The 26,374-nt window shown below is 36.2% G+C and carries 15 protein-coding genes; 12 read left to right on the top strand and 3 right to left on the bottom strand.

Annotation, left to right across the window (positions count from 1 at the left end; translation table 11 throughout):
- Positions 1-5 precede the first annotated feature (5 nt).
- Together LNP81_RS25885 and LNP81_RS25880 are read right to left on the bottom strand one after the other, a co-directional pair.
- A complete protein-coding gene (locus tag LNP81_RS25885) occupies positions 6-3,440 on the bottom strand; it encodes a SusC/RagA family TonB-linked outer membrane protein (protein ID WP_230040390.1) in 3,435 nt (1,144 codons plus the stop codon).
- A gap of 508 nt (positions 3,441-3,948) precedes the next feature.
- A complete protein-coding gene (locus LNP81_RS25880) occupies positions 3,949-5,181 on the bottom strand; it encodes an ROK family transcriptional regulator (protein ID WP_230040389.1) in 1,233 nt (410 codons plus the stop codon).
- 480 nt (positions 5,182-5,661) lie between these two features.
- On the opposite strand from LNP81_RS25880, the gene LNP81_RS25875 reads away from it, so the two are divergent.
- The 9 genes from LNP81_RS25875 (at position 5,662) to LNP81_RS25835 (ending at position 20,179) form a co-directional block, all read left to right on the top strand.
- A complete protein-coding gene (locus tag LNP81_RS25875) occupies positions 5,662-6,219 on the top strand; it encodes an RNA polymerase sigma-70 factor (RefSeq protein WP_230040388.1) in 558 nt (185 codons plus the stop codon).
- A gap of 116 nt (positions 6,220-6,335) precedes the next feature.
- Positions 6,336-7,256 (top strand): FecR family protein, encoded by a 921-nt coding sequence (locus tag LNP81_RS25870; protein ID WP_230040387.1) that lies wholly within the window; start codon positions 6,336-6,338, stop codon positions 7,254-7,256.
- Between the two features lie 326 nt (positions 7,257-7,582).
- Positions 7,583-10,972, top strand: coding sequence for a SusC/RagA family TonB-linked outer membrane protein (locus LNP81_RS25865; RefSeq protein ID WP_230040386.1), 3,390 nt, complete (start codon positions 7,583-7,585; stop codon positions 10,970-10,972).
- Positions 10,973-10,991: 19 nt separating this feature from the next.
- Positions 10,992-12,527 carry a RagB/SusD family nutrient uptake outer membrane protein gene (locus LNP81_RS25860; RefSeq protein WP_230040385.1) on the top strand — a complete coding sequence of 512 codons (1,536 nt, stop codon included), beginning with the start codon at positions 10,992-10,994 and terminating at the stop codon, positions 12,525-12,527.
- Positions 12,528-13,109: 582 nt separating this feature from the next.
- Entirely contained in the window at positions 13,110-14,933 is a 1,824-nt protein-coding gene (locus LNP81_RS25855; protein WP_230040382.1) for an alkaline phosphatase, read from the top strand.
- A 390-nt stretch (positions 14,934-15,323) separates the two neighbouring features.
- A complete protein-coding gene (locus LNP81_RS25850; protein WP_230040380.1) occupies positions 15,324-15,659 on the top strand; it encodes a hypothetical protein in 336 nt (111 codons plus the stop codon).
- Positions 15,660-15,766: 107 nt separating this feature from the next.
- Complete coding sequence (locus tag LNP81_RS25845; protein ID WP_230040378.1) at positions 15,767-17,422, top strand: peptidase domain-containing ABC transporter; 1,656 nt, start codon at positions 15,767-15,769, stop codon at positions 17,420-17,422.
- Between the two features lie 2 nt (positions 17,423-17,424).
- On the top strand, positions 17,425-18,780 hold the full coding sequence (locus LNP81_RS25840; RefSeq protein ID WP_230040376.1) for an HlyD family secretion protein: 1,356 nt from the start codon (positions 17,425-17,427) through the stop codon (positions 18,778-18,780).
- Positions 18,761-20,179 (top strand): TolC family protein, encoded by a 1,419-nt coding sequence (locus LNP81_RS25835; protein ID WP_230040374.1) that lies wholly within the window; start codon positions 18,761-18,763, stop codon positions 20,177-20,179. The genes LNP81_RS25840 and LNP81_RS25835 overlap by 20 nt, the downstream gene beginning before the upstream one ends.
- Before the next feature lie 110 nt (positions 20,180-20,289).
- On the opposite strand, the gene LNP81_RS25830 is transcribed toward LNP81_RS25835, so the two are convergent.
- Positions 20,290-20,901, bottom strand: coding sequence for a helix-turn-helix transcriptional regulator (locus LNP81_RS25830; protein WP_230040372.1), 612 nt, complete (start codon positions 20,899-20,901; stop codon positions 20,290-20,292).
- 420 nt (positions 20,902-21,321) lie between these two features.
- Here LNP81_RS25830 and LNP81_RS25825 point away from each other — a divergent pair, with 420 nt between their 5' ends.
- Genes LNP81_RS25825 through LNP81_RS25815 form a run of 3 tightly spaced genes read left to right on the top strand, consistent with a single transcriptional unit; the run spans position 21,322 to position 26,096 of the window.
- On the top strand, positions 21,322-21,819 hold the full coding sequence (locus LNP81_RS25825) for a DUF2480 family protein (RefSeq protein ID WP_230040370.1): 498 nt from the start codon (positions 21,322-21,324) through the stop codon (positions 21,817-21,819).
- Entirely contained in the window at positions 21,819-22,940 is a 1,122-nt protein-coding gene (locus LNP81_RS25820) for an efflux RND transporter periplasmic adaptor subunit (protein WP_230040368.1), read from the top strand. Before LNP81_RS25825 ends, LNP81_RS25820 begins: the two co-directional genes overlap by 1 nt.
- A gap of 6 nt (positions 22,941-22,946) precedes the next feature.
- Complete coding sequence (locus tag LNP81_RS25815) at positions 22,947-26,096, top strand: efflux RND transporter permease subunit (RefSeq protein WP_230040366.1); 3,150 nt, start codon at positions 22,947-22,949, stop codon at positions 26,094-26,096.
- The last annotated feature ends 278 nt before the right edge of the window (positions 26,097-26,374 follow it).

Raw genomic sequence — 26,374 nt, 5'->3', positions numbered from 1 at the left:
AAAATTTACAAACTGATATTTAAACCAAGGATAATATTTCTTGGAACAGGATACGTTCCGGTTGAACCTGCTGCAGATAATCCTAAACTAGATCCTCCGTCGATACCTTGTACTTCAGGGCTTAATCCGCTGTATTTAGTGAAATAGTATAAGTTGCTTCCCGTAACATACATACGAAGTGAGGCTAACTTAGCTTTTTCAACCCATGATTTTGGAAAATTATAACTAAAGGTAATTTCTCTAATACACAAGTAATCTCCGCTTTCGTAGTAACGGCTGTTTCCCTGAAACATATTGGTGTTGTAAGCAGCTCCACTAGCTTCTGATCTAAACAAGTTGTTTTGGTTCGTTTGATCTGCCCAACGGTAGCGTGGTACATCTGTAATATCACCTTCTTTTTGCCAAGATTGTGCACTTTCTGCCAATAATCCGTAGTTACCCTGAAACTGACCTAAGAAACGGGCTCTTGATTCGTTGTAAATTGTAGCTCCCAGAGAGTAATCTGTTCTTACAGTTAATGAAAATCCTTTGTATGAAGCATCAAAATTAAAGCCTCCCACAAACGTTGGGAACATATTCCCCATATACTTTCTGTCTCTGCTGTCGATTACACCATTGTTGTCAGTATCTTCGAATACAGCATCTCCGGCGAATTTTTTACCTTCAGGATTACCACCTGCGGCAGCTGTTTTAGTTACATAAGTATCATGAACTTTTAAGTTGTAAGCATCGGCTTCTGCCTGAGTCGAAAGAATGTATAATTGTTTGTGTGCGTAGAAATTTCCAATTTTTTGTCCTTCCTGTAAACCTCCCACATATTGATAAGTACCACTATTTTGATCGAAAATCTCAGTTCCGCCAATTCGGTTGTTTAAATTTCCGTTTGATGGAAGTTTTTCGATCGTGTTGGTATTATGAGAAACGTTTGCTCCAACATTAATTTTCCAGTCGTTTTGATTGTACAAATTTGCTTGTATTTCTAATTCGAAACCTTTACTTCTTAATCCTCCAAGATTAGTTAAAACCGTAGAGAAACCACTGTTTGAAGGAAGCGTTAAATTCGTTAATAAATCAGAAGTCAGTTTGTTATAAAAATCCCCAATAATTCTGATTTTGTCTTCGTTGAAACCCAAATCAAAACCACCATTTATAGTTTCAGATTGTTCCCATTTTAATCCCGGATTGGCAATTTGTGAGTTGATAATCGCCGATTGTCCGTTGTAACTGTTGGCGATACCATTTGTTGATCCCGAATATAATCCTCCGGCCTGAAAATCTCCCAAAGTCCCTAAGTTACCATTTACACCATAACTTCCTCTAAGTTTAAGTGAAGAAATAACTTTTGGCATTGTAGCCGTCCAGAATTTTTCTTCCTGCATGTTCCATCCCGCAGAAATTCCCGGAAAGAAACCATATCTGTTATCAGGTCCTAAACTTGATGAACCGTCATAACGGAAAGAAGCTGTTGCAAAATACCTGTTTTTGTAATCGTAATTTAAACGCCCGAAAACACTATTTAAAACCAATTTGGTATTGTTGCTGTAAACCGAAACCGGAATAGGAGATGAGTCCAAAGTTTGCGCTAAATCTGACGGGCTTCCTTTTCCTGAAGCATTAAAAGCTTTTATGGTTCTGTCGTATTTAGAAACTCCTAATTTGGCATCAAAATCACCAATGTTTTCCCAGTCTTTTTTATAAGCAAAAACTCCTTCGTATTGTACCTGAGAAATTTGATTGCTTAATCTCGTTGCAGTACGCGTATTGTCTACCAAACCGCTGCTTCCGCTTAAAAATGCCTGTTGAAAAGTGTTGTCATTTTCATTTTCGCTATAAAGCGACATCGAAGGCGTAAAGGTAAAATCTTTGGCAAGCCTTAATTCACCATCAACGCTCATTTGCAATTTATTGTTTTCGTTGATTCCCTTCATTTTCCCCATTTGGTACAATGGATTCCCGTTAATGTTATTTTGACCCGGAGCTAGCGTTCCGTCTTCTAAATACATTTTTGTAGTAGGCGAGTTTCCTAAATATCTGTTGAAAACCACACTATTGGCTACTACCTGATTGTTGCTTGCTTTAGAAAATAACATACGGCCATTAATAGTAAAATTATCGGCTATTTTTAGTGAAGCATTCAATTTACTGGTAAACCTTTGATAACCTGTAAATATGGTAATACCATCACCTTTTAAGTATCCTAAACTTAAGTCGAAAACTCCTGTATCATTACCTCCGCTAAAACCAAGCGTATGGCTTTGCGTCATAGCAGTCTGAAATAAAACATCGTTCCAGTCTGTACTTTTGTACATAATAGTACTAGCAGGATTTAAAGGATCTTGCAATTCCTGCCAGCCTTTTGCCTGAAGTGTACTAATAGTTTCAGGCGATAAATTAGATTTTAATAAAGTAGCAAAAGGTGTATTGTTTTGAAGATTATTTCCCGTACCTGCAGGAGTTGCACCCGTTAACTGACCCAATCTTGCAATACCGGTTGTAGTAGAAAGTCCGGCCAGTTCTGCCGCATTATAAAGACCCTGACGTTGAAATTTGATGTAATCTCCGCCATCCATAAAATTGTATTTTTTACCAATTGTGCTGCTTTGAGTAGAAACACTATAAGTAACTTTCATTTTACCGGATTTCCCCGTATTGGTAGTAATAATAATTACACCATTTGAAGCACGTGCCCCATATATTGAGGTTGCAGCGGCATCTTTAAGAACCTGAAGCGAAGCAATATCAAGAGAGTTAATATCATCAATTTGCGTACGAATCACACCATCTACTATATATAAAGGTGTCGCTCCGGCCGGATTATCGATAGAAGTTCCTCCACGAACTAAAATGTTCGATGCTTTTCCGGGCTGACCAGAAGAGGTTTTTACCACCAAACCAGTTACGTTTCCTTGCAAAGATTGCGTTACGTTTGAGTAAGGTACATTTTCTAATACTTTTTTGTCCAGTTTAGAAACGGCTGTACTTAAAGTTCTTCGGTTTTGAGAACCGTAACCTACCACAATTACCTCATTCATTTGTTGTCCTATCTCTTTAAGAACAATATTAAGTGGTGCAGTTCCTATAGCAACTTCTTGTTCCTGAAGACCAATATAAGAAACGATTAAAGTCGTCGCATTATCCGGTACATCGATAGTAAATTTTCCGTCAAAATCTGTCTGAGCGCTAAAGTTCGTTCCTTTTGCCACTATGTTTACACCAGGTAAAGCTTCTCCTTTTTCGTTTGTAACGGTACCGGTAACTTTCTTTTGGATTGGGTCATTCTTTTTTACATTGTTATATGTAAGTGCAATACTTTTTTCTGTTTTTGCAGTTGCTAGCTGCATGGTAAAAACTAAAAGCAACGTGGAGGTCAATTTTATAACTTTTCCGTGTTTAGGAGTAAACCTACAATTGATAGGTTTACTTTTAGGCAATAATTTCATACTTTTGTAATGGTTTGGTTAATAATAACTTTGTTAAAGGTCTGTTTATTAATTTTCAAATCATTGTTCCTATCGGGGAACCGGCCAGCAATGTTGCAAGCATTCGCTGGCTTTTTTATGACTAAAAAACAAATTTTGTATGCAATGGTTTTTATTGATATTTTTTAGGATTGATCTTTAATTGTTCTTACTTCATATATAAAACGTGTATTCTTTTTTAAGCTATTTTCTTCAGCATCCTGATCTTGTATTTTATTTTCTTTTTTGAAATGCAGGGAATAATAAAAACTATTCTTTGATGATAATGCAATTTCGTATTTAGGAATATTTTACAAGTCCGGATATCATTATTACGATCTTTTAACAGTCAAAATTTATAATCCTTTTGAATGTTATGAAAATCTTATGAATAAATTAATTTATTATTATGAGGTAAAGATATAAAATATTTTAAAATAACAATATTAGTTATTAAAATATTTTAATAATTAAGAAGTAGTTGGAAAATTTAGTTATTAATTAATGGGAATAACATCTTTTCTTTGATGACACAGCAAGCACCAATAACGCCCGCACGACGGCCTAAAGCAGACTTTTTGAGTTTCATATCACGGTTGACTAAACCCAGTGAATATTTTTTTAATGCAGATTGAATAGGTAATAAGGCATAGTCGCCTAATTGTGCGAAATCTCCGCCAATTACCAGTAGATCAGGGTTGAAGATATTTAATAAAATAGATAAATAACGTCCCATTTTTTCGCTTTGCTGCGTAACCAGATCGACACAAAGAGTGTCTTCGAGATTTACAGCTCCGGCAATAATAGCATTATGCTGAAGGGTAGAAGAACTTTCATCAAGTGTAACTTTTGATTGTTTTCCCTCTTTTACAGCTTCTTTAAATTGATTGATCAGCGACCAGCCAGAAATTTCGGTTTCTAGACAACCTAGTTTTCCACATTGGCACATGATATCATTATTGAAAATGGTACTATGTCCAAATTCTCCTGAATATCCTGATTTTCCGTAATATAGCTTACCATCTGTAATCATCCCGATAGCAACTCCCCAGCTGTAATTGACAAAAATGATATTTTGTTCATCATCGACAACACCTTCGCAATACTCACCAAAAGCCATGGCACGCGTATCGTTTTCTAAATGAACGGGAAGATCCAATTGTTCTGAAATGATTTCGTTCAACGGTCGGTTTTCGCTAAAGAAATAATTATAACTAAAGCCTTCCATGGAATTGATACGTCCCGAAAAGTTGATGCAAACACCCACAATCAGTTTTTTATCTACAGAACTATCTTCGATAAAAGAGTTGATGAGTTCGCAAAATTTTAATAATGATTTTTGAGTATTTTCTAAAATAAACGATGCGCCCAATTCTACGCTAACCAGTTCATTTTTGATGTTTTGTAACCCAATAGACATACTGCTGATGCCCACCTCAACACCTAGAAAATAAGCGCAGGTTGGGTTGATACTATATAAGGAAGGTCTTCGGCCACCGCTATTGGTGATTTTTCCCATATCAACCACATAACCTTCGGTCAGTAATTCGTTGACAGCTTTGGTTACGGTTGGGACACTGGATTGTAATTCTGTACTTAATTCGGCAATCGTCGAATTACCTCCTGAAAGTAAACGTTTCGTTATAGATTGTCGTAGCATATGCCATTTCTGGCCAGAAAGACTTTTATCTTTACTATTGTCTAATAAATCTTTTAAACTCATCGCTTTTTATAATTACGTGTCTCTTACAAACTTACTATATTTTTTAAATAATTATAAGAATTGAGTTTAATTATTAAAATATTTTTTTAATCATCGAATGGTTTTTAAAATTTAACCTCGAATGAATGTTTTTTACATTCAAAAAAAACTCTACTAAAAGTTTGTTTAAAAAATTATACAGGAATAGTTTTTTTTAACTGTTCCCTTTTTATGGAGTTAATAAGCGATATCATACAAATATCTGGCGCATAACATCTAAGAGACGAAATGTTAATACAATGTTTTATAACCGGACATTTTTATTAATGTAAACGTAACCTTGCAGACCTACCCTCAGTTCTAATTTTGGAGACATATTATAAACAACACACTTGTAGTATATGTCATTTTTTAAATTAAGAATACATCGCAAAAAAATAATCAGAATTGGTGTTTTAGCCAGCACCGTTCATTTGCCAAATAATACAAAAATACTGCATCATGTATAAAGGATTTACAGATGAGCAGCTTGTTGAATTATTGAAACAAGGAAAAGACAAAGCGTTTGATGAATTGTATTTTCGGTATCGGGATGCATTGGTTCGCTTTGTTTATGTGCGAATGAAATCGGTTCCGGTTGCTGAAGAAATTGTTCAGGAAGTTTTTACCACTATTTGGGAACGTCGAAAGACTTTGGTGATTCAAAAGAAATTTTCGGCTTATATCTACACTTCGGTTCGTTATGTGACTTTAGATTATATCAAATCGCATAATACTACCGACCAATATATAAAAGAGGTTACCGACAGAAGTACAAATGACCACAATAGTACCAATGCCACCGAAGATGCTATTTATTACGAGGAACTTCAGGAAGCGGTCGACAAAGCCACTTTATTATTGCCCAAAAAATCCAAGGAAGTTTTTATTCTAAGCCGCATCAAACATTACACCAACAAAGAAATCGCCGAAGAACTCAATGTATCGCACGAAACCGTAAAGTATCATATTGCTTATGCGCTAAAATTTATGCGAAACTATTTGGGCGAATTCAATTGATCATTGTTTTCTAAAAATTATGAGTGAACGCTTTTTCTTAACAAAAGCGTAACCTTAAGCACCTACCTAAAAGTAACAATCCCAAGACATACTATTAAAGAGATAAACAAATTATAATGCCTGAAAAATTACATCAAGACGTACAACTTTTTTTAGAAGGAAAGCCTTCTGAAAAAGGAGAAGAATTATGGAATAACTGGTACGATCATCCTCAGGAAATTTTAGATCCTGCTATCATAATACAATCTGATCGTTCGCAACTAAAAAAAGAAATCAGACAAATTAAGAAAACAAACAACGTTATTTTTCTTCATAGCAGAAACTGGACAATCGCAGCTTCTCTAATCTTTTTGATGGGATTGTCGTGCTTCTTTTATCTGTCGTTTGTAAAAACAATTTCTAAAGAATATGCCACCAAATTGGGTGAACACGCAAAAATAACATTAAGCGACGGAACCCAAATTTGGCTCAATGCAGGAAGTCATTTAAAATATCCAATAAAGTTTAAAGGAGGAACACGCGAAGTATATCTTACCGGAGAAGCTTTTTTTGATGTAGCCAAAGACAAAGAACATCCTTTTATCATTCATACAGATAAAATGGATACCAAAGTATTAGGAACCAGTTTTAATGTTCAGGCTTATCCGGATCACGCCACACAGGAAGTTTCGGTTTTAACCGGAAGAGTAAATGTAAAATCGACCGTAACCGAAGAAAATGTGTATGTAACTCCGGGACAAAAAGTAGTTTTTAAATCAAAAAATAATAAAATTCAAGCCTTTACAGATATTCCGGTGAATTCTATTTCGTTATGGCGAAAAAATATCATTGTTTTTGAAGATGCGCCTTTGCCGGAAGTTATCGCAACTCTTAATCGCAATTATAATGTAGCGATCCAGATCGAAAACAAAAACCTCAACAATCTTAAAATCAGTGCTTATTTCAAAGAACTTCCTGTTAATCAGGTTGTGGCTTTGGTATGCAATATCATCAATGCCAATTATAAAATCGAAGCAGGAACTTATATCATACAATAAGGTAACCTTTAAAAGAGAATAAAAAGAATTAAAAATTGAGAATTAAAAATTAAAAATCTGCTCGATCTGCTTGATCTGCGAGCAAAAAAATTAAACACATAGAAACATAGATTTAAAATTAAGAATTAAGATGCTTTTAGAAAATCATGATTTTTTTACATAGCTAATGTGATTTATTCCAAGTGAAACGCCTTTATCGACAAAGAAAAGCTATGTCCCTATGTGTTAAAACAATTACGCAATTACAAGTATTTTAAAATTAAGTTAATCAATCATCTACGTAGAAACCAAGCAATAATCCAAACACAAATTAAAATTCCAAAAACATGACTAAAAAACAAATGCGGTACGTCGTAAACTGTCAGAGCATTAAAAAAACGATATTAACAAAAGCACTTCTGTTTGTGGCTTTATTTTTTATCGGATCAACAATGAAGGCAGCGAGCATTAACAGCAGTAAAAGGGTAACCTTAAAAGTTGAGAATGAAACGATAAAGAATGTTTTTCAGAAAATAGAAAAGCAAGCTGATGTACATTTTATGTACGAAACCAATCAGGTCAATACCAATCAGAAAATTAGCCTGAAACTGAGTAACGTAACCTTAGAACAGGCATTAGATAAAATATGCAGCAATTTTTTCTTGAAATACGAAATTGTAAGCAACAATATTGTCATCAAAAAAAATCAAAAACTGGGAGATGCAGGACAAGGTAAAATAAGCATTTCAGGAACTGTTTTTGGGGGCGATGACGGAATGCCGTTGCCGGGCGTTGGAATCAAAGACAAAAATTCTGATACAGCAGCCACTACAGATTTCGACGGAACTTTCAAGATGGAAATCAATTCATCAGAAGCTGTACTTATTTTTTCGTACGTAGGGTATGTTACTCAGGAAGTAAAAGTAACAAGTTCAGATAAAAACATAAGCGTTAAACTTTTAGCCGACATGAAACAACTACAGGAAGTTGTGGTTATGGGATACGGTTCGGTAAAAAAGAATGAAGTTTTGGGAGCTGTTGGAACGGTTTCTATGAAAGAAACTTCAAGCAGAACGTACAACAGTGCAGCCGAATTATTGCAAGGTACAGTAGCGGGTGTTACCGTAATTAATAATGGAGGAGATCCTACGGCTGAACCAACAATCAACATTCGTGGTATTGGTTCCCTGAATGCCGAAACGCCTTTGATCGTTTTGGACGGAATTATCTACAGCGGATCTTTAAACACATTAAACCCAAATGATATTGCATCGATAAGTGTGCTAAAAGATGCGGCTTCGGCAGCAATTTATGGAGCAAGGGCTTCTGGTGGAGTAATTTTAATTACGTCTAAAAAAGGAATCTCAGATCATATTAATGTCAATGTAAATTATCAGGGAGGTTTTCAGAGTGTAGCCAAAAAACTGGATGTTCTGGATGCGGCCGGATATGCTGATGCCATGAATACAGCGAGAGATAATGCTGGTCTGCCTAGAATTCCTGCTTTTGATCCTGCATTTGAACCAACAGCAAGAACAACAAAAACCAACTGGATGGATGAAATTTTCCGTACAGGTGAGATTCAGGATTTGTCTATTTCGGTAAACGGAAAAACAGAAAAATCGAATTTCTTTTTGTCAGGAAGTTATAGAAAAAATGAAGGTATTTTATTGAATACTTTCGGGACAAGATATACGGCAAGAGCCAATTCTTCTTTTAAACTGGCGCCCAATTTTACATTAGGAGAAAACATGTCGTATTCCTTAACCGACGGTCAGGCGGCAAATACAAATAGTGGTTATACAGGTGCAATTTTAGCAGCAATTTTTTATCCGCCAAATGCAACTATTTACAGAGAAGACGGTTCAGGACAATTTGGAGGAGTTCCTGAAAAATATATTGGTTCTTACGGAGACGTAATTAATCCTGTAGCTTATCTAAAAAGACTGGACAACAGAAATCCTGTTTCGACTATTTTGATCAATCCTTATGCCGAATGGGAAATTATTTCAGGATTAAAAGTAAAATCAAACTGGGGTTATACCAGAATTCAAAACAACTCAACCGATTTTGCAGTTAAAATTACAGAACCGGGCAAAGTGTTTGATTTTAACAGATTAACCTTAACCAACTCAACAACAACAGATTTATTAAGTGAGCAGACTCTTTCTTACGAAAAATCATTAGGCAAACATAATTTCAAAGCTTTAGCCGGATATACGTACCAACAAACCAAAAGAAATTTTTATACCATACAAGGTACAGGTTTCGATAATGAAGATCCATCGCAACGTTATTTATTGAATGCTAAATTAGTACAGCAAATAACTGCAGGATTATCTGAAGAAATTATTTCTTCTTATGTTGGAAGATTGAATTACGACTTTAATCAAAAGTATTTAATCTCGGGAATTGTACGTCGTGACGGAACTTCAAAATTAACATCTGAAAACCGTTGGAAAGTTTATCCTTCTGTTTCTGCAGGTTGGTTGATTTCGGAAGAAGGATTCATGAAAGGTATTAATCCGATAATCAGTACATTAAAATTACGCGGAAGCTGGGGACAAATAGGAAACTTAGGAAACCTTGGACCGTACCAGTTTAGTGTACCATTGACTCAAACCCAAGGTTTAATTGGGTCAACTCCGGTAATCAATTACGGATACGCAGAAAGCGAATTATCGAACCCTAATTTAAGATGGGAAAGCTCTGAGCAAACCAACGTAGGATTAGATTTCACGATGTTCAACAGCGCTTTGTCAGGATCTTTGGATGCTTATGTAAAAACAAACAAAGACATGTTGGTTCGTGATCAGCTTCCTGGTGTTTCGGGAACTCCGCTGGGCCGAATTGTAAACTCAGGAAATGTAGAAAACAAAGGAATCGAAGCAAGTTTAACGTACCAAAAAACACGCGGTGATTTTAAATTTGATGTAACAGCAAACGCCGCCTTTTTAAGCAATAAAATTGTTTCGATCAAAGATGATTTGACCTCTCTGGAACCATTGAATTTAAGCCGGGTTCGTAGTTTGCCTTTGGCCAATATTTATCAGGTAGGAAGTCCGGTTGGTGCTTTTTATGGCTATTCTACAGACGGATTGTTCCAAAGTAATGCTGAGGCAAAAGGGTATGTTAATACCAAAGGTGAAGTGTATCAGCCAAATGCGGTTGCGGGAGATATTAAATTTAAAGATGTAAACGGAGACGGTGTCATCAACAACAGCGATAGAGTTGTGTTGGGAAGTCCTTTTCCTAAAACCACTTTCAGTTTAAATATGAACTTTAAGTACAAAGGTTTCGATATGAATGTATTTTTTAGCGGAGCAGCAGGAAATAGCGTTTTTAATGCTGTAAAACATACCGGTTTAAACGGTTCTTTTCCAGGGTATAATTTATTGGCTGAGTCTAAAAATGCGTGGTCGCCAACCAATACAAACACTAGTATTCCGGTACTTTCATCAACAGATAACAACAATAACTTTGGTCGAATCTCTGATTTTTATATCGAAGATGCTTCTTTCGTAAGATTAAGAAACCTTTCGATTGGATATACGGTTAAAGACCAATGGCTAAACGGAAAAGCGAAATTAAGATTCTTTATCTCAGGACAAAACCTTTTCACGATTACCAAATATTCAGGAATGGATCCGGAAGTTGGTTTAAACAACTTTGGTATGGACTTAGGAAAATATCCACTTTCCCGTATTTATATGACGGGTGTAAATGCAACTTTTTAAAAAACATAAAACAAATAAAATGAAAAATTTAAGTCTTTTAGTATTGAGTTTTGTGCTTTTATTGGGCGCTACAGCTTGCGAAAGCGAACTTGATCTGGTTCCGCAAGGAGCTCCTTCAAGCGGAAATTTCTGGAAAACGCCTGCAGATGCAAAAGCAGGAGTAAACGCGATTTATGCTTTATATTCTGATGATAATATGTACGGTCGCGGATTTTTCTGGCTGAACAATGCAAGTGATGATATTGGTACCAAACCAAGACAAAACGCAGAACGTATCAAGAATTTTATTGTTGATGGTGCAGAATCTGATACCAAAGATATCTGGAGAATTCACTACGAAATCATGAAACGCTGCAACGATGTGATTCGTAACATTCCGAAGATTAATTTAGATGAGAAAACAAAAAACACCATGTTGGGCGAAGCTTATTTCAACCATGCCGTAATGCATTTAGAATTGGCGTATCATTATGGAGACGATCGCGCAGGAATCCCAATTCAGGATCGCGAAAACCCTACCAATGTGTATGTGCCAAGAGCTAAAAACGTAGCTGAAAACTATGCCTACATCGCAGCAGATTTAGTAAAAGCAGCTGAGTTATTGCCTTATTTTAATGAACTAACTCCAGACAATTACGGTCGTGCTCATAAAACAGCAGCCTGGGGATATTTGGTTCGTACGTATTTGTATGCCAAAGACTGGGACAATGTGATTAAGTATGCTAACATGATTGTTGCCAGCGGAAAACACAAGCTGTTGGATAATTTTGAAGATGTGTTTAAAATCAAAAATAACTGGTCTTCAGAATATATCTGGTCTGTAACTTCTAGTGCCGAAAATACTTCTTTGGGTTCTATTTTTCCTGGAGTTTGTCTGGAGGATAAAGGTTGGGGAGCTTACAACGGTTGGGGAAATTTTTATCCTACCAAAGAATTGTTTGATACCTATGATCCAACAGATAAAAGACGCAGCGCGACTATTTTGCAAAAAGGAGATAAATTCTTGTATTTTGGTGAATTAGTAACTTTTAATGAAGGAAAATATATAGTAAGTTCCAGTAACAGAACCGGATATCAGTTCAATAAATATATGGAGCCGTTTGGTTATCCAAAAACAACTTCTGGCGGAATCGACATTCGTTATGTAAACGCCAACGGAGACAAACCTTCAACAGCTTTAAACGTGCCGCTTTTGCGTTATGCCGATGTGATTTTAATGTTGGCGGAAGCCAAATTAATGAAAGGCCTAAACGCCGATACCGAAATCAATATGATCCGTCATCGTGCAGGTCTTGGCGATATTGCCGGAGCAACACTAACCGATTTAAAAAGAGAAAGACGTTGCGAACTTGCCGGAGAATGGACAGACCGTCATTTCGATCTTGTGCGTTGGGGCGATGCTCAGGCAACGTATGCAAAACCTTTACATCATTATAACGGAACCGTGATTTATCCGGCCCGTAATTTCAACCCTGCCATTCACCATGTTTGGCCAATACCACCAGATGAAATCGCAGTGAGCAAAGGAGCGCTTACGCAAAATAAAGGCTGGTAATTTGTAGTTTCAGTTTGTTTGTTTTTTCTACGCTGCAAGCTTGTCGGAGCTTGCAGTCGTAAGAAAAAAACAAATGAATTTTTAGATATAAAAACAAGCCAGTCTTTTTTTAGAAAAAGGCTGGTTTGTTTTGGTTTTTTTTGCCACTGATTAAAGGATTAAAAATGATTTTACCCCATGTAACTATACAAAGAATCTCCTCATAGTTTGTCATTTCGAGGAACGAGAAATCTCCGTTGCAAGATCGACAAAGATTGGAATTACATACAACGTAACCCTAATATTGTCATTTCGACCGAAAGGAGACTAAAGCGATAGCAAATAGAAGAAGTAAATTACACTAGAAATGCCACAATCTTTGTCGAGTTACTTGCGAAGATTTCTCGTTCCTCGAAATGACAAACTATACGAAAATATTGTTATGAAAACGAGTGCTTTAGCCCCGATAGAAGTGGAAATCCTTTTGTGGCGGGGTTCGCCACAAAAGATTGAAACGGATAGCGGGATTAGCTCCTAAAAAAAATAATATAATAAATAAAGTCACCTACAACTTAAAAAAAATAAACAAACCCAATTTTTCCAATGAAAAAAATAATCACCCTTTTTTGCCTCCAATTCTTTGTGTTTGCACAAGCGCAGGAATACAGCTCATCCAACATTCATTCTCATAATGATTATGCGAGTAAACTTCCTTTTTACGAAGCTTATTCCAATGAAACCGGTGTTATCGAAGCCGATGTTTTTATTGTGAATAATGAACTTTTTGTGGCGCATACCTCTAAGGAAATTAACGCACAGAATACCCTTAAAAGTCAATATTTAGATCCGCTTTCTAATAAATTAAAAAGTCTTGGCGGAAAAGCATATCCGAGTAATAAACCTTTGATTTTAATGATTGATATTAAAACAGAAGCCGAAGCAACTTTAAAATTAATCGCCCAACAAATTAAAAGCTATCCTGATTTAATTTCGAACAAAAATCTAAAAGTGGTAATTTCAGGAAACCGACCTTCGCCAACAACATGGAAAGACTATCCTGATTTTATTTATTTCGACGGAAGACTCAACGAAAATTATACTTCGGAACAATTGTCACGCGTAGAAATGATCAGCGAGGATTTAAAAGAAATTACGATTTGGAATGGGAAAGGCGTAATGACTCAGGCCGATGCCGAAAAGGTACAATCCATCATAAAAAAAGTACACGATCAAAATAAAAAAATAAGATTCTGGGCCACTCAGGATAATGTAAATACGTGGATGACGCTGATGAACCTAAAAGTTGATTTTATTGGTACTGATAATGTTCCGGAACTGACGCATTTTATCAACAATATCAAATCTACATTTTATCAAAATACCGAATTTCATCAGGCGTATGTTCCTAAAAATGCTTCGGCTTTCGCCAAAAAGAAAGCGAAAAATGTCATTCTTTTAATTGGTGACGGAATGGGTTTAACGCAGATTTACTCCGGTTACACGGCCAATAAAGGGCAGTTGAGTTTGTTTAATATTCCAACTCAGGGATTTTCGATCACCAAATCTTCAGATAGTTATATTACAGATTCGGCTGCCGGAGCAACGGCAATGGCAACGGGACATAAAACCAATAATCGTTTTATTAGTGTCGATGAAAACGGAAAACCATTAGAATTAATCACCCAACAATTGGCGAAGAAAAATTATAAAACGGCCATTATCTCAGCCGGAAATATTACCGATGCTACTCCGGCGTGTTTTTACGCACATCAACCAGAGAGAAGTTACAGCCAGCCAATTGCCGAAGATTTTTTAGCAAATCCGTCCGATATTTTGATAGGAGGAGGGCCAAAAGAATTTACATCGCGAAAAGATGGTAAAGATCTTTCGAAGCTATTGATGCAAAAAGGCTATACTTTTTCGGATAAATTCAGCTCTTTGGATACCATCAAAAACTTCAAATTTATTGTTTTGGATGACGCTTCGGTAGTGTCTATGAAAAACGGAAGAGGGGATTTTTTATCTAAATCTTTAGTGAAAGCAACCTCAACTTTTGCCAAAACAAAAAATCCGTTTTTTATCATGGCCGAAGGAGCGCAAATCGATTACGGCGGACACCAAAATAATGTAGAATATGTAGTTCGCGAAATGCTTGATTTTGATAAAGTAGTAGGACAGGCAATGGAATTTGTAGATAAAAATCCGGAAACTTTATTAATCGTTACAGCCGATCACGAAACGGGCGGACTTTCATTAATTGACGGAAGTATCGAAAAAGGATATGTACACGGAAGTTTTAGTACAAACGATCATACCGCAGTTCCGGTTCCGGTTTTTGCTTACGGGCCAGGCGCAGAGAATTTTATGGGCGTATATCAAAACACCGAAATTTATACTAAGATTATGGAGGCTTTATCTAAAAAATAGTATTCGTTTTGTTTTAAAAATTTTAAGAGACAGTTTACAATAAAACTGTCTCTTTTTTTTTATAAATAAATGAATCTTCAAAAAAAGTAAAGGAATAAATAAAGTGATTATTTTTTAAATGTCTTGCAGTAAGTGGTTTATGTGTGCGGTCTGAAATTCTAATGTTATTCTAATGTGGCAGCGAAAATTTAGATTTAACTTGCACGCTTGTACTTTTTTTGAGAAAAAATATTTTAAAAACGGGCTATTTTCTAAAGAAATAATGGATTTGAAATAGCCCTTTTTTCAATCTAATTGCTGCAAATAATATAACTTTTAGAAATGCTGAATAAAATAAAAAATAGTTTTTTATGCAAATGCCTACAGGCGTTGCTAATCGGCTATTTTTTAATGAGCAGTATCAATTTGTCTGATAATTTCAGCCAAATTATAAATGATAATGCTCAGGTAAATTCCGTAAAAGGAATGACCTGCAATTTCCTGAAAAAAATATTCAAATGCGACGGAATTCCCGAAGAACTGGACGATTATGAAACCAAAGATGCCAAAACAACTAAATTGGCAAAAGGCATTGTTTTATTAGATTATCTGGTTCCTCACGATGCAGATATAGCGGGTTTATATTTCAAAAACGGATCTAAAAGGAAAAACTACATAGACAATCCACTTTTTTTATTTGCATTTCATGGCAAGATTTATTTGCCTCCACCTGAGATGATTGTGTAAATATTTCACTTTTTTTTTGTAGATTTAAATGAAAATCTACCAACCTTAATATGGTATTTACCGTATGTTAATGTCTATCTATTAATCTTGTATTTATATATAAATTCATGACACCATTAAAACGTTTTTATAATTTACTCGCACTTGATAAGCGCGACGTATATCAAATTATATTTTACGCCGCTTTTGCGGGTCTCGTAAATCTTTCACTGCCTTTAGGGATTCAGGCTATTATTAATTTTATTCAGAGCGGACAATTAAGTGTTTCTTGGGTTGTGCTTGTGTTTCTGGTAACCGTTGGAGTTGGTTTTGGCGGAGTGCTGATCATATTACAACTCCGAATAGTAGAAAATCTGCAACAGCGAATTTTTGTACGATCTTCATTTGAATTTGCTTACAGAATGCCTTTAATTAAATTTAAAGAAATGTATTCAGAATATGCTCCCGAAAAAGCCAATCGTTTTTTTGATACGCTTATGGTTCAAAAAGGAACTGCAAAACTTTTACTGGATTTTTGTGCCGCCTTTCTGCAGGTAGGTTTTGGTATTATATTACTGGTTTTGTACCATTCCTTTTTTACTGTAATTGGGCTTTTGTTTATTGTTATTCTTTATATCATTTTTAAATTTTCGTACAAAGACGGTTTAGAAACCAGTTTGAATGAATCTAAGTTTAAATATAAAGTAGCAGCCTGGATTCAGGAAATTGCGCGCAATCGTGAAAGTTTTCGAAGAAAAGGCGGTTTCGAATATGCATTAAACAGAAACGACGGTTATGTGAGCGAATATATCAATTATCGCGAGAAGCATTTTCAGGTCATGAAAAAACAATATATTCAGCTGACTATTTTTAAAGTTATTGTTACGGCTGCCCTTTTGTCGATTGGTGGTTTTCTGGTAATTCACCATCAAATGAATATTGGGCAGTTTGTGGCAGCTGAAATTGTGATTGTATTGCTGATCAATTCGGTCGAAAAAATCATCTTTGGGTTAGAATCATTTTATGATGTACTGACTTCTGTCGAAAAAATTGGTCAGGTTACTGATATGGAGATTTCTGGTATTCCGCAAACCTCAGCGGTAAGCGACACCGGCATCAATATCGAAACCGAAAGTGTTGCTTACAACTATCCCGATCACAACAAAAAATCCCTTAAAAACATCAACCTGAAAATATCTCAGGGAGAAAAAATCATTTTAAGAGGGCCAAACGGAGCCGGAAAAAGTACTTTATTACGCTTACTTTCAGGTTTACTCGAACCCGAAAGCGGTACCATGTACATCACAGATAATTATATGAACCGTCTGGATGAAAATACGTACAGAGCGCAGGCAGGTACATTTTTGCAGGGCGATACGCTTTTTGCCGGAACCATTAGGGAGAATATTCTTTTTGGTAACGAAACCATTGATAATGATGAGCTAAAATGGGCTTTAGACAATGTCTGCCTTACACCATACATTAAAACTTTTCCTAACGGACTTGAGAATCAGATTCATCCGGGCGGGCGCGAACTTTCGGCTTCAGATGTTCAAAAAATTCTTTTGGCACGAAGCATTGTAAACAAACCGAATATATTATTCCTCGAAGATCCCGTTGATAAAATGGACGAATTGACTTCGGGCAAAATAGTTGATTTTTTACTTTCTGAAGAAAATAACTGGACGGTAATTTTAACTTCTAAAAATGATATTTGGAAGAATAAATGCGACCGTATGATCACGATTGATGATGGAAAAATTATTAACGACATAAAGCTTTAATCATGCTCAATTTATCTAAAGATAATAACGTACTTATTACTCCGGGAAAATACGCTTCGATAACCAGCGTTGCCCGCAGACCTCATTATAAAATTTTAAACAGAGTTATCATAGGTTTTTTATTGTTCGGACTAGCGTGTTTGTTCCTTCCCTGGACACAAAACATTTCAGGAAGCGGATCAGTAACTACCTTAAAACCGGATCAAAGACCACAAACGGTTCATAATGCCATTGCCGGTAGAGTAGAGAAATGGTTTGTAAAAGAAGGCGATTATGTAAAAAAAGGAGATACGATTCTTTTTATTTCAGAAACCAAAGAAGATTACTTAGATCCAAATTTGGTTGGAAATACCAAAGACCAGGTCGATGCTAAAAAAATGGCGGTAGAATCTTATGGCGATAAAGTGACTTCGCTTAATGATCAGGCAAAATCGCTTAATACCGAAAGAGAACTAAAACTGCAACAAGCACAAAATAAAATAAAACAGTCCCTGCTGAAAATAAAAAGTGACAGTATGGATCTTGAAGCGGTAAAAACACAGTTAAGAATCGCTCAGACACAGTTTAATCGTTCTACTGCCCTTAATAAAGAAGGTTTAAAACCAATGACCGATGTAGAGCAAAAACGGCTGAAATTGCAGGAATCTGAAGCTTATATCATTACGCAGCAAAATAAATTGCTAAGCAGTAAAAATGAGTTCATAAATGCTCAGGTAGAGATTAGTAGAATTAAGGCTGAATATGCAGAAAAAATATCAAAATCAAGAAGTGATAAGTTTACCGCTTTAAGCACACAATATGATACAGAAGCTCAGGTAAATAAGCTGGAGAATCAATATGCGAATTATAGCATAAGAAACGGAATGTACTATATCACAGCGCCTCAAAGCGGATATGTAAACCGTGCTTTACTAACCGGTCTTGGAGAAACCATAAAAGAAGGAACTCCAATTGTAAGCATAATGCCTGCGAGTTATGATATTGCGGTAGAAACGTATGTAGATCCTATCGATCTTCCGTTGGTACACCGTGGTGCAAATGTACGTGTTTGGTTTGACGGTTGGCCAAGAATTGTATTTTCAGGATGGCCGGGATTGTCTTACGGAACTTTTGGAGGTAAAATTGTGGCTATCGAAAATTTTATTAGTGCCAACGGAAAATACAGGGTACTAATCGCTCCCGATGGAAATAAAGAAGAGAAATGGCCAAAAGAACTTAGTATAGGTGCCGGTGCACAAAGTATAGCATTGTTAGAAACCGTTTCGGTATGGTACGAAATATGGCGTAACCTAAATGGTTTTCCGCCAAATTATTATAAGTCAGATGAAAAAGCAGCAAATGGAAAGGACAAAAAATAAAAGGAGAACTGCTATAAAATTATTTTCTTTTTTATTCTTATTTAGCATTGTTACGGGTTACAGTCAGGATTTTAATAAAGAAGAATTAAGTTATAGCGAGTTTTTAGGATATGTAAAAAAATACCATCCGCTGGTAAAACAAGCCAACCTAGAAGTGAGCAGCGCTCAAGCAATGCTTATGGTGGCGCGCGGAGGATTTGATCCAAAAATTGAAGTAGATTACAATAAAAAAGAATTTAAAGGAACCGAATATTATTCTTTATTAAACAGCAGTTTCAAAATTCCAACCTGGTACGGTGTCGAAATCAAAGCCGGTTTTGATGATACAAACGGGCAATATTACAATCCACAAAATCGTACGCCCGAAGCCGGATTAACTTCATTAGGAATTAGCGTAGCTTTGGGTCAGGGAATGTTTATCAACCAGAGGATGGCTGATGTTCGCGAAGGAAAATTGCAGTTAAAACTAAGCGATGCACAACGAAAATTGAGAGCCATCGAGGTTTTGTACAAAGCCAGTGAAGCATATTTTGAATGGAGAAAAAGTTACAACGAAGCTGAACTTTATAAAAGTTATCTGGGTTTTGCCAGTACTCGTTTTGCCGGAGTAAAAAAACTGATAGAATTGGGAGATTCTCCTGCAATAGACAGTGTCGAAGCCGGAATTACAGTAAGAAACAGGGAACTGAATGTAGAAAACGGAAACCTGAAACTGGCCAAAGCCAAACTGAATCTGTCTAATTATTTATGGATCGAAAGTGTTCCGGTGGAGTTAGAAGAGAATGTAAAACCAGAGCAGAATTTAATTCAGACACTCGAGGGCACCTTGAAAACCTCAGCGATGATGGTCAACTCAGAAACATTTGAAGCGCATCCTAAAATTCAGGCTCTGGAAACTAAAATGTCTATGCTCGAAATCAACAGACAACTCAAAGCAAATTCATTATTGCCAAAGCTGAATGTGGGTTACAATTATATTTCTGAACCTTCTTATTTTAATTCTTTTAATGCCGATGATTATAAGTTTAATATCGATTTTAGTATTCCAATTTTTCTGCGAAAAGAACGCGGAGGACTTAAACTCGCGAAGCTTAAAATTCAGGATTTAAAGTTTGATATCGATCAGCAAAGACTTGAACTTAAAAATAAAATCAAAGCACAGCAAACTGAAATTGCTTCATTAAAAAGGCAAAAAAATGTTATTGATAATCTGGTCAAAGATTACGTGACGATGCTCAACTCAGAGGAGAAACTGTTTTCCTTTGGCGAAAGCTCAATATTCTTAATCAATTCAAGAGAAAATAATCTGGTAAGTGCAAAACTGTCCCAAATTAGTATCGAGAATCAGTATTATATTTCGAATGCTGAGTTGTATAAAATACTGGCAAACCCAGATTGATTTTTAATACTTTAGAATTTAATTATATTTATTCGTTGACTGAAAAAACCTGTAAAATTGATGTTTTGCAGGTTTTTTCTATTTAATGTCTTGTCTATTTAAAAGCGAAATTAATTCAAGGTAATTTGATACGCACATCTTCTTTCTCCTGCAATAATATGGCTAATACGATTGATCATAACATCATTGCCCAATACAGATCTGAAAGTATTTAATTCAGACGAACAAAAGCCCTGACAAATAGTAGCAGCTGCACAAATAGGGCAGTGGTTTTCGACCAAAAGAAAACCTTCGTCATTCTTAGAGTATTCGGCCATATAACCTTCTCTTGTTCTTATTTCGACAAGTTTTTCTATTTTTTGTTCCAAATTATCGATAGTATCAATTTCTTCGTGATATTTCTTTTTCCCTACTTCTTCATAAACATTAATAACATCATCGAGCATATTGTTTCCCATCAAACTAATAATATTAATTAGTTTTAAGGTCAGTTCAGCATGAGTATCGGGGAATTTAGCATTTCCGTTTACTGTAAGGCTAAACGTTTTTTGAGGTCTTCCCACACCTTTAGATTCTTCCTGAGGATGAATAAGTTCTTCTTCGACAAGTTTAACTAGCTGTTGTCGAACACCTTCCTTGGTTATCTTAAGCTCATGCGCAATCTCGAGAGCCGTAAGAGAACCTCGCATTTTAAGCAACATTAAAATCTTATTTGTAGTCATAAATTAATAAAACAAGTATTTAGTTGTTTTATTATGCAAAATTATTAATTTTGCCTTACTTATCAAAGCTCATTGCGAGATATTATTATCCTAAAAGCAATCCAACTTGTGAGTTACAGCATTTATTAATACAAACTGTAAAATTATGGTACTAGAATTACGATCACCTCCCCTTAGTTCATATGATAGGATTATTTTGCCTGTTTATATCGTTCCGTACTGGAATGTGCTGATGAAAACTTTTAAATAGTATATCCTCTAGATTTTAAAAATCTCAAAAAATTTTAATTAAAGATTTACTTACTCAACCTACTATAAAAAAATAGTATTCAGATTGGGCAGGGGATATCTATGCCTAAAAATCAGCAAAATTCAAAAACTTAAAACACAATAATACCTCAATTTTTTAATCATCCAGATATGGAAATACTAAATAAAATAGATGCTTCAGGCATACAAACCCTCGATTTACGGTCGTACAAACCCGTTGAAAATGACTTTATACTATTCGATATTGTGCCTTTTCTAATAGAAGATTTTCTATTGCAGGAAAAAGCCTTTCGATCTGAAATGGCCAATATCAACTGGACGCAGTTTACAGGAAAAGATGTCGTAATCACTTGTTCAAATGATGCTATTGTTCCGCTTTGGGCTTATGTGCTAATTAGTTCATTGCTAGCGCCTCATGTATCAATAGTTGTGTATGCTGTAACAGAAAACCACATCAATCTTTTATGGATCGAAAGAGTACGGAAAATAGAATTTTCGTCTTTCATCAATCAAAAAGTAGTGCTTAAAGCCAATTCATCATTACCCGAAGAAATCCTCGTATTGGCCACAAGCCAGTTAATTAAATATGTAAAAACCCTAATGTGGGGAGAAGCAGGTTCTCCTTTAATGATTTATAAAAGAAAATAATGAAAAAAATAGCAGCAATCCTGTTTATAGGAACACTTTCGATAGTTTCATGCGAGACTAAAAAAACAGAACAAACAGAAAGTCCGGTATCATATCCAACGCTTACGCTAAAGGCTCAAAAAGCCGATGTTTCGGTAGAATATCCCACCACTTTAGAAGGGGAACAAACTGTCGAAATACGCTCAAAAGTAGACGGTTATATAGAGCAGGTTTATGTAGAAGAAGGTTCGGCTGTAGCCAAAGGACAAGCGTTGTTTAAAATCGATGCCAATAGTTATTTGCAGGAAGTAAACAACAAGAAAGCCGCAGTTCTCGCCGCCGAAGCCAGTCTGGAAACAGCCGTTATTCAAACCAAAAGAACATCGGCTTTAGCTGAAAAGAAAATTATAAACAACTACGAATTAACCTCAGCCAAAAATATAGAACGCGTAAAACGAGCCGAATTAAGCCAGGCCAATGCTGATTTATCTTCGGCAAAATCGAAATTGGCGTTCACGAATATTGTTAGCCCAATTAATGGAGTTGTGGGAAGTTTACCTTTTAAAATAGGAAGTTTGGTCAGCAGTTCGGCACCGGATCCTTTGACTACAGTTGCCAATACCAAAAATATTTACGCTTATTTCTCTTTAAGTCAGCAGCAGTTAAACTCTTTTTTGGGACAATTTTCAGGTAATCAATTAAAAGATAAATTCAGGAATATGCCCGAAGTTTCTCTGGTTACTGCCGATGGAGAAACCTATTCCTCAAAAGGAAAAATCCAGACTTTAAGCGGAGTTTTAAATGCAGGTACAGGATCTGCCAATTTCAAAGCCGTTTTTCCAAATCCGCAAGGAAAACTTTGGAGTGGAGCAAGTGCTACAATTGTGATTCCAAGACAGTTTACAGCCGCCATTTTGGTTCCTAAAAAAGCAGTATTCGAATTGCAAAGCCGCTTTTTTGTCTTTACAGTAGACGCTCAAAACGTAGTGCACAACACTGAAATAAAAATAAGAAACGAATCAACCGAAAAAGAATATGTAGTAACCGAAGGAGTAAAAGCCGGAGATATCATCATTACAGAAGGAATAGGAAATTTAAGAGACGGAGTAAAAATCGCACCGATTTCTTCTTCAAAAAAATAAAAAATCATGTTTAGAAAATTTATAGAAAATCCGGTATTATCCACCGTAATATCGATCATCATAGTGATTTTGGGATTGCTGGGATTAGCCTCTCTGCCCATATCACAATATCCTGAAATTGCCCCGCCAACAGTTGTGGTAAACGCTTCCTATCAGGGAGCCAGCGCCGATGTGGTTCTGAAAAGTGTAATTATTCCTCTCGAAGAACAAATAAACGGTGTTGAGAATATGAGTTATATGACCTCAACTGCCAGCAGCAATGGTAGTGCAGCGATAACCATATTTTTTAAACAGGGAACAAATCCTGATATGGCTGCCGTAAATGTGCAAAACAGGGTTACGAAAGCGACCAGTTTATTGCCCAATGAAGTTATTAAATCAGGTATTACTACCAGCAAACAATTGAGCAGTACAGCTTTGAGTTTCTTGCTGTACAGCAACGATGGGAAATACGACGAAAAATTCCTTGATAATTATTTAAGGATCAACATTATGCCCGAACTGAAACGTGTTGTAGGTGTGGGTGGAGCCGAGATTTATAGCAGCCGTGAATATTCGATGCGTATTTGGTTAAAACCCGATGCAATGGCCAATCAGGGTTTGGTTCCGGATGATATTATTGCCGCATTGCAGGAACAAAACATCGAAGCTGCTCCGGGGAAAATTGGAGAAAATAGTAAAGAATCGGTTCAATATGCCTTAAAATTTACAGGCCGACTTGAAAATCCGGCAGAGTTTGAAAACATTGTTTTAAGAAGTGGTAAACAAGGAAGTTTATTACGATTGAAAGATGTCGCCGATATTGAGTTTGGCGCTTTAGATTATACTTCATCTCTTATCACACAAGGTAAAGTTTCTTCGGGAGGACAAATCAGTCAGATTTCAGGATCGAACGCCAGAGAATTAATTATTGCCTGCGAGGATATCCTAAAAAAAGCATCCAAAGATTTTCCGCCGGGAGTAGAATATCATACGTTCTTAAATGCCAATGACTTTCTGGACGCTTCGATTGAGAAGGTAATTTATACGATTATCGAAGCTTTTATTCTGGTTTTTATTGTGGTGTTTGTTTTTTTGCAAGATTTTAGATCCACACTAATACCGGCAATTGCAGTTCCGGTTTCGATTATTGGTACTTTCTTTTTCCTGAAGTTATTCGGTTTTACCATTAATTTATTGACACTTTTTGCTTTGGTTCTTGCCATTGGTATTGTTGTCGATGATGCGATTGTGGTCGTCGAGGCCGTTCATGCAAAACTCGATCAGGGTGCAAAATCGGCCAAGAAAGCGACTATTCATGCCATGAGCGAGATTAGTGGAGCAATTATTTCGATTACCTTAATTATGTCGGCGGTTTTTGTTCCGGTAACTTTTATTACAGGTTCAGCAGGAGTGTTTTACAAACAATTTGGTCTGACATTGGCTGTAGCCATCTTAATTTCGGCTGTGAATGCCTTGACTTTAAGTCCCGCGCTTTGTGCTATTTTATTAAAACCACACGATCCTGAAAAATCGAATCACAATAAAGGGTTTTTGCCAAAATTCTATGCTGGTTTTAATGTAGCTTTTGATGCCTTAACCCATAAATATATTGGAGCAGTTCGATTCCTGATTCGTAGAAAATGGATATCCTTAGTCGCTATAGCAGTATTTGGGATGATATTTTATGCTTTAATCAAAACTACACCTACAGGTTTTGTACCCAATGAAGATGGCGGCGCGATTTACGGAAATGTAGTTTTACCAGCCTCTTCGACACTGGAACGTACTGAAAAAATTACAAAAGAAGTCGACAGTATTGCCAGAAGTATTCCTGAAATTGAACTTTCGTCTACATTATCAGGAATGGATTTAATTCACGGAAACGGAGGTTCTTACGGCGCTTTGTTTATTCGATTAAAACCGTGGAAAGACAGGAAAGGAAAAAATCAGGATGTCAATTCAGTTGTGGCTAAGTTGTTCGAAAAGACAGCTCACATAAAAGGGGCAAGTGTCATTTTCTTTGCCGCGCCAACTTTGCAGGGATTTGGAAACAACAACGGATTCGAAGTGCAATTGCAGGATCGAACCGGAGGAAGCTATCAGGATTTTGATAAAAACATCGCAAAGTTTATGGCCGAAATCAATAAGCGACCGGAGATTATGTACGCAACCAATCCGTTTAATATTACGTTTCCGGAAATGGAAGTGAATGTAAATGTGGCAAAATGTAAAGATGCCGGCGTTAGCGTAAAAACCGTTCTGAATACACTTCAGGGATATTTTGGCGGAATCTACGCTTCGGACATTAATAAATTCGGAAAACAATACAGAGTAATGCTGCAATCGCATGCAGATTACAGAGCCAAAGAAAGTGACATCAATAAAGTTTTTGTTCGAACAGATAAAGGAGCAATGGCACCAATTTCTGAATTTGTAACCTTGAAAAAAACATACGGTCCGGAATTTATAAACCGTTTTAATCTGTTTACCTCAACCTCGGTTACTGGTACGCCAAATGCCGGATACAGCTCGGGCGATGCCATAAAAGCAATCGAAGAAGTCGCAGCACAAACTTTAGACAGAGGATATGCTTATGAGTTTTCCGGTTTAACCAAAGAAGAATTGTCAAGCGGAAGTCAGACCACCTTAATCTTCGGACTTTGTCTGGTCTTTATTTACTTCTTATTAAGTGCACAATACAAGAGTTATATCCTGCCATTTTCGGTATTGTTATCCTTACCAATCGGGCTTGCAGGAGCTTTTATATTTGCGAATTTGTTTGGGGTTGATAATAATATTTTCCTTCAGATCAGTTTGATTATGCTAATTGGTCTTTTGGCCAAAAATGCCATTCTTATTGTAGAGTTCGCCTTATTACATCGCTTAAGCGGAAGAAGTTTGGTACAGTCGGCCATATTTGGGGCAAAAGCCAGATTACGCCCAATTTTGATGACATCGTTTGCTTTTATCTTCGGATTGATTCCACTAATGATTGCTACTGGTGCCGGAGCTTTAAGCAACAGATCGATTGGTACAGCTGCCGTTGGTGGAATGTTGATTGGTACGTTATTCGGGGTTTTTGTAATTCCGGTTTTGTTTATCATTTTCCAGTCGTTGCAGGAAAAAGTGGGAGGGGTTAAAGTGCCTGTTCATGAGCCTAGAGTAATTGATTAGTAGAGGTTTAAAAGGTTCATGGGGATCGCTTTGTGGTTATTTTACCGCAAAGAACGCAAAGTTTTTTTGCTTGTATGGTTTTTATAAAAATGCAAAGTTCGCAAAGCTTTGCCTTGAACCAGCTTTGCCTTGAAATTTTTAGCTCAAATAGGCTTTGCGAACTTTGCGTAAACCTTTGCGAACTCTGCGGTTAAATCCAGCTATAGATTAAAAAGATTTTACTGCTTTGTGAACTCTGTGGTTAATTTCACTCAAATAAATAAAAAATATAAACATAT

It is taken from the genome of Flavobacterium piscisymbiosum (assembly GCF_020905295.1).
GTDB classification, from domain to species: Bacteria; Bacteroidota; Bacteroidia; order Flavobacteriales; family Flavobacteriaceae; genus Flavobacterium; species Flavobacterium piscisymbiosum.
This window is presented reverse-complemented; position numbering and strand designations above follow the sequence as displayed.

Coding starts and splice junctions, on each gene's coding strand:
- LNP81_RS25855 (WP_230040382.1), top strand. CDS start 13,110: ATGAAAAAAATAATCACCCTTTTTTGCCTCCAATTCTTTGTGTTTGCA.
- LNP81_RS25845 (WP_230040378.1), top strand. CDS start 15,767: ATGACACCATTAAAACGTTTTTATAATTTACTCGCACTTGATAAGCGC.
- LNP81_RS25880 (WP_230040389.1), bottom strand. CDS start 5,181: ATGAGTTTAAAAGATTTATTAGACAATAGTAAAGATAAAAGTCTTTCT.
- LNP81_RS25815 (WP_230040366.1), top strand. CDS start 22,947: ATGTTTAGAAAATTTATAGAAAATCCGGTATTATCCACCGTAATATCG.
- LNP81_RS25840 (WP_230040376.1), top strand. CDS start 17,425: ATGCTCAATTTATCTAAAGATAATAACGTACTTATTACTCCGGGAAAA.
- LNP81_RS25870 (WP_230040387.1), top strand. CDS start 6,336: ATGCCTGAAAAATTACATCAAGACGTACAACTTTTTTTAGAAGGAAAG.
- LNP81_RS25875 (WP_230040388.1), top strand. CDS start 5,662: ATGTATAAAGGATTTACAGATGAGCAGCTTGTTGAATTATTGAAACAA.
- LNP81_RS25860 (WP_230040385.1), top strand. CDS start 10,992: ATGAAAAATTTAAGTCTTTTAGTATTGAGTTTTGTGCTTTTATTGGGC.
- LNP81_RS25820 (WP_230040368.1), top strand. CDS start 21,819: ATGAAAAAAATAGCAGCAATCCTGTTTATAGGAACACTTTCGATAGTT.
- LNP81_RS25830 (WP_230040372.1), bottom strand. CDS start 20,901: ATGACTACAAATAAGATTTTAATGTTGCTTAAAATGCGAGGTTCTCTT.
- LNP81_RS25885 (WP_230040390.1), bottom strand. CDS start 3,440: ATGAAATTATTGCCTAAAAGTAAACCTATCAATTGTAGGTTTACTCCT.
- LNP81_RS25865 (WP_230040386.1), top strand. CDS start 7,583: ATGACTAAAAAACAAATGCGGTACGTCGTAAACTGTCAGAGCATTAAA.
- LNP81_RS25835 (WP_230040374.1), top strand. CDS start 18,761: ATGGAAAGGACAAAAAATAAAAGGAGAACTGCTATAAAATTATTTTCT.
- LNP81_RS25850 (WP_230040380.1), top strand. CDS start 15,324: ATGAGCAGTATCAATTTGTCTGATAATTTCAGCCAAATTATAAATGAT.
- LNP81_RS25825 (WP_230040370.1), top strand. CDS start 21,322: ATGGAAATACTAAATAAAATAGATGCTTCAGGCATACAAACCCTCGAT.